This is a genomic window from Anaerococcus sp. (genome assembly GCF_022770135.1).
Classification (GTDB): domain Bacteria; phylum Bacillota; class Clostridia; order Tissierellales; family Peptoniphilaceae; genus Anaerococcus.
Genome location: NZ_JALEIL010000022.1, coordinates 1 through 3,891, shown reverse-complemented (window position 1 = coordinate 3,891; position 3,891 = coordinate 1). Strand labels below are relative to the sequence as shown.

The 3,891-nt window shown below is 41.3% G+C and carries 6 protein-coding genes; 4 read left to right on the top strand and 2 right to left on the bottom strand.

Translation table 11 applies throughout. From position 1 onward, the window contains the following. Nucleotides 1-49: 49 nt before the first annotated feature. The 4 genes from selD to MRZ08_RS00855 are packed head-to-tail and all read left to right on the top strand — an operon-like array spanning nucleotide 50 to nucleotide 3,056. Nucleotides 50-1,063 (top strand): selenide, water dikinase SelD, encoded by a 1,014-nt coding sequence (selD, locus tag MRZ08_RS00870; RefSeq protein ID WP_297378155.1) that lies wholly within the window; start codon nucleotides 50-52, stop codon nucleotides 1,061-1,063. A gap of 10 nt (nucleotides 1,064-1,073) precedes the next feature. Further along, nucleotides 1,074-1,673 (top strand): sulfurtransferase-like selenium metabolism protein YedF, encoded by a 600-nt coding sequence (gene yedF, locus MRZ08_RS00865; protein ID WP_297378152.1) that lies wholly within the window; start codon nucleotides 1,074-1,076, stop codon nucleotides 1,671-1,673. Further along, complete coding sequence (locus tag MRZ08_RS00860) at nucleotides 1,667-1,930, top strand: DUF3343 domain-containing protein (RefSeq protein WP_297378149.1); 264 nt, start codon at nucleotides 1,667-1,669, stop codon at nucleotides 1,928-1,930. The genes yedF and MRZ08_RS00860 overlap by 7 nt, the downstream gene beginning before the upstream one ends. Then, on the top strand, nucleotides 1,920-3,056 hold the full coding sequence (locus MRZ08_RS00855) for an aminotransferase class V-fold PLP-dependent enzyme (RefSeq protein WP_297378146.1): 1,137 nt from the start codon (nucleotides 1,920-1,922) through the stop codon (nucleotides 3,054-3,056). Before MRZ08_RS00860 ends, MRZ08_RS00855 begins: the two co-directional genes overlap by 11 nt. A 34-nt stretch (nucleotides 3,057-3,090) precedes the next feature. On the opposite strand, the gene MRZ08_RS00850 is transcribed toward MRZ08_RS00855, so the two are convergent. Then, nucleotides 3,091-3,471: a VOC family protein gene (locus MRZ08_RS00850; protein ID WP_297378143.1), complete on the bottom strand. Its 381-nt coding sequence runs from the start codon at nucleotides 3,469-3,471 to the stop codon at nucleotides 3,091-3,093. A gap of 60 nt (nucleotides 3,472-3,531) precedes the next feature. Then, a partial coding sequence (locus tag MRZ08_RS00845) for a hypothetical protein (protein ID WP_297378140.1) occupies nucleotides 3,532-3,891 on the bottom strand: 360 nt, incomplete at its 5' end.

Below are 3,891 nucleotides of genomic sequence, written 5' to 3'. Positions count from 1 at the left end.
CTTGATGTATTTTTAGAAAATATTCGGTAGAATATTAGAAGGAGGTCCTATGAAGAACTTAGAAGTATGCGGCGGTTGCAATGCCAAGATTGCCGCAGGTAATTTGGATAAATTATTAAAGGATATTACTCCCTACAGGAGGAGCGATGTCCTAGTTGGCTTCGACAAGAAGGATGATGCTGCCATTATCGACATCGATGGCGAAACTTGCGTGATCCAAACCCTGGATTTCTTCCCTACTATGGTGGAAGATCCTTATCTTTTCGGTCAAATCGCTGCCGCAAACGCCCTAAGCGATGTCTACGCCATGGGAGGTGAAGTCATCTCTGCCCTTAATATCGTGACATTTCCCCTAGAAGAGGACTTCGCTATCCTTAAGGAAATCCTCCGTGGAGGTAATGATAAGGTAAGTGAGGCCAAGGCGAGCCTTACCGGAGGTCATTCGATTCACGATAAGACCATCAAGTACGGCCTTTCTGTCACTGGCAAGGTCAAGAAGAAGGAAATTTGGGAAAATAATACGCCAAAAGATGGGGACGTGATCCTCCTTACGAAAAAAATAGGCACAGCCCTTGTTACAGCAAACTATGCCCAAGGCCTCGTGAGCGAAGATAATTTTGAAACTTGTGTAAAGCAGATGGCGACTCTTAACAAATACGCCAGGGATATTTTCGTAAAATACAATATCCACGCAGCGACTGATATCACAGGATTCGGCCTTTTGGGTCATCTTTCAGAAATGGCAGGAGATGACTTTACTATCATTCTTGAAAGCGACAAGGTACCAGTCCTATCTCCCACCAAGGACTTAGCAAGTGAGTTTCTCTATACATCTGGCGGACAAAATAACAGAAACTACCTCGAAGGCGACGTAGAATTTATGATAGATGATTTCGCCATGGAGGAAGTCCTCTTTGACCCTCAGACATCAGGTGGCTTGTGTGTGGCAGTAAGCGAAGAAGAAGCAGAAAAGATAATCGCTGACTTTAAGGAAAATAATCTGGAAATCTATCAAATAGGACAAGTAAAAAAGAAAAGATCTTACAAGATAATCGTAAAATAAAGGAGCTATTATGAAAAAAATTGATTGTTTAGGCAAAGTTTGCCCAATACCAGTAATTGAAACAAAGAAGTTAATCAAGGAAAATCCAGACGAAGTAGACTTCGAAATCCTAGTAGATAATGAAGTAGCAACCCAAAACCTCGCCAAGATGGCCAAGGAACTAAAAATCGAATCATCTACTGAAAAAATCGAAGACGGAGTCTACAAGGTAAGCCTTAAGAAAGGCGCCCAAAGCAAAGAAGAAGCGTCAGAAAATGAAAATAAAATCGACACATCTTCCTATGTTGTAGCAATCTCTGATGACAGGATGGGCAAGGGCGATGAGGATTTCTCAAGGAGCCTACTTGAAGGTTTCATCTATGCCCTTACAGAACAAGATAAGCTTCCAGAAAAAGTAATCTTCTACAACAGGGGAGTTTTCCTCACAGCAGAAAATGAAAAGACCATAGAAGACTTAAAGACTCTTGAAGCTAAGGGTGTAGAAATCTTATCTTGCGGCCTTTGTCTAGGAAATTACAAGCTTAAGGAAAAGCTTGCTGTAGGCGAGATTACAAATATGTATAAGATCGTCGAAATCCTACGAAGCTACCACACAGTTAGTCCATGCTAGGAGAAACTTTCGTCCTTTTCTCCTTTGAGAAATTCGAAGACCCGGCAGCGGCCCTCGATAAGGTAAAAGATTTGGCTAAGGCAAGGCTTATCCCCTTGCCTCCAGAAATCGACGCAGGTTGCGGCTATGCCTTAAGACTCCTCGAAAAAGATCTGGACAAGGCCCTTGATATTCTAGAAAAAGGGGACTATGATGGGATTTTCCTAATGAAAAGAGACGAAAATGGGAGGAGGGTGATTTCTAGCTATGTATTTTGATAATGCTGCTACGACTATCCACAAGCCCAAGGCTGTTACAGATAAGCTAGTTGAAGTAATCTCTTCTGGTAAATTTGGCAATCCCTCAAGGTCGGGCCACATGCTCGCCCAAAACTCCATGATGGCAATCTTTGATACGAAAAAGTCACTTGCAAGACTTTGCCATATAGAAAATCCCTCAGATATCCTCCTTACAGCAAACGCCACCTTCGCCCTAAACTTCGCCATCAAGTCTCTGGTAAATAGGAAAGATCACGTTATTACGTCGACTACAGAGCACAACTCTATCCTCCGCCCCCTCTATCAAACTGGGGCTGATATTTCCTTTGTGGACTTTGATGAGGATTACGAGCTTAGATACCAGAGCCTTCCCCAGCTTTTAAGAAAAAATACGAAATTTCTCGTAATAAATTCCGCCTCAAATATCCTAGGAGATAGCAAGGACTTGGATAGGCTTTATGACTTTGCCAGAGAAAACGAGCTAATAATGATAGTCGATACTGCCCAAAGTCTGGGCCTTATTGATATAAATATGGGAAAATATGAGAACTCCCTCTTTGTCTTTACAGGACATAAATCCCTTTACGGACCAAGTGGGACGGGTGGACTTATCAAAAACGGGGACTTTGCTTTTGATCAAGTCTTTGCCGGAGGTAGCGGTATAGATTCTTTCAGGAAGACCATGCCCCCTGCCTTTCCCCAAATATTTGAAGCAGGAACGGCCAACTTCCTAGGTCAAATCGCCCTAAAGGCAGGAGTCGACTTCATCCTAGATGAGGGCATTGGAAAGATAAATAAAAAGGTAAGAGAGCTTGCAAGTAGCTTCTACCGAGGGATCGAAGATATTCCATCACTTATCTTCTACTCCAAGGACCCATCCGAGCTTAAGACAGGCCTAGTTTCCTTTAATATTGGAAATATCCCCTCTGATGAAATCTCCCTCATCCTCGATGAGGACTACAATATCCAAACCAGACCCGGCGCCCACTGCGCACCCCTGATTCATAAACACTTGGGAACAGAAAAACAGGGCATAGTGAGATTTTCCTTTTCCTACTTCAATACGAGCGAGGAGGTCTATAAGGCAATCCACGCCTTAAGAGAAATCTCTCAAAGATACAAATAGGGCCAGCAGATTTAATCCGTCAGCCCTTTTTTTATTATTTTTTCTGTATAATTTCAATCTTGTATCCATCTGGATCTATTACAAAAAAGTACTTGTCTGAATTGTCACTTAGACCTCTAAGCTCTGTAACTTCATAGCCCTTATTGCTTAACTCTTCCCTAAAAGACTTGATATCTGGGTGTGAGATTGCTATGTGGCCGTAGCCATTTCCTAAGTCGTAGGCTTCTTCTTGGTCGTAATTGTAAGTTAATTCCAACTCGTAGTCAGGAGAAGCAGGAAGTTTTAGGTAGACAAGGTCAAACTCCTTGTCTGGAAATTCCTTTCTCCTACTTTCAGCAAAACCCAACTCTTCTGTATAAAACTTATAGGACTTATCAAGGTCCTTAACTCTAATCATCGTGTGTAAAAATTTCATATATCCTCCTAGTCTATTTATAACCAAAAGCGAAATTATTATTCACTTAGCTTTTTAGACTTACTTTTTCTGTAAGCCCGCAATAAATTCTTCAAGCTTTTTCATGTCTTTCTTCTTAAAATATTCGACAAAATAAGTTCCATGCGCCTTAATAGTAAGCTTAATTCCTGCCTTCTTTTCATCTAAGCTTATATCCTTGATATCGCTCATCTTTATAAGAAGCAGAAGGGGACTGGCTCCATTCATTACGACAAAGCCATCCTTTCTTACTCCTCGACTTAGGATATTACTTATAAGAAGTATGATTGTCGATAGAGCTAGGATGAATCCAAATAAACTTCCATCCTTTTTCCCAGCCATTATAAGGATCAAAATAGAATAGGCTCCTATAATAATTAGAAAAGTCGCCTTGATCTTAAT